The following is a 1,009-nucleotide window of genomic DNA, read 5'->3' on the forward strand; positions in this document are numbered from 1 at the left end:
CCCGCCCCGCGGCGCCCCGCGGGTGCGGGACGCGAGCCGCCACGTCGCGTCTCCCCGGCCCGGCCCGGCCGCGACTTCGCGGCGCGCCGTTTGTCAGGCCGTTTCGGATCGGACATGGCAGCGGCCCCTGGCGGCTACTTGCTCTCCGGCGCGTAGCGGGGGAAGGCCAGCTCGCCGGCGTAACGGGCGGCGTCGCCGAGTTCCTCCTCGATCCGCAGCAGCTGGTTGTACTTGGCCACCCGCTCGCTCCGGGCCGGGGCGCCGGTCTTGATCTGGCCGCTGCTGACGGCCACCGCCAGGTCGGCGATGGTGGTGTCCTCGGTCTCGCCGCTGCGGTGGCTCATCATGGTGCGGTAGCCGCTGTGGTGGGCCAGGGTGACCGCGTCCAAGGTCTCGGTCAGCGTGCCGATCTGGTTGACCTTGACCAGCAAGGCATTCGCCGCGCCCCGCTCGATGCCCTCCTCGAGCCGTTCGGGGTTGGTGACGAACAGGTCATCGCCGACGAGCTGCACCCGGTCCCCGATCGCCGAGGTCAGTGACACCCAGCCGTCCCAGTCGTCCTCGGACAGCGGGTCTTCGATGGACACCAACGGGTAGCTGTCGAGCAGCTTGGCGTAGAACTCGGCCAGCTGGGCCGCGGTGCGGTTCTGCTTCTCGAACGCGTAGCCGTTGCCCTCGGTGTAGAACTCGGTGGCCGCGACGTCCAGGGCCAGTGCGACATCGGTACCCAGCTTCAGCCCGGTAGCCTCGATCGCGGTGCTGATCAGGTCGAGCGCGGCGGTGGTGCCGGCGACGTCGGGGGCAAATCCGCCCTCGTCACCGAGCCCGGTGGACAGCCCCTGCTTCTTCAGCACTGCCTTGAGCGAGTGGTAGACCTCGGTACCCCAGCGCAGCGCCTCGGCGAAGTTGGGGGCGCCGATCGGGGCGACCATGAATTCCTGGACGTCGACGCCGGTGTCGGCGTGGGCGCCGCCGTTGAGGATGTTCATCATCGGCACCGGCAGGAGAT

At 70.1% G+C, this 1,009-nt stretch carries 1 protein-coding gene; it reads right to left on the minus strand.

The annotated features are described in order from the left end of the window. Positions 1 to 134: 134 nt before the first annotated feature. The coding region (gene eno, locus BN4346_RS42315; RefSeq protein ID WP_067975918.1) for a phosphopyruvate hydratase at positions 135 to 1,009 on the minus strand (875 nt) is incomplete at its 5' end.

It is taken from the genome of Mycolicibacter icosiumassiliensis (assembly GCF_900078685.2).
GTDB classification, from domain to species: Bacteria; Actinomycetota; Actinomycetes; order Mycobacteriales; family Mycobacteriaceae; genus Mycobacterium; species Mycobacterium icosiumassiliensis.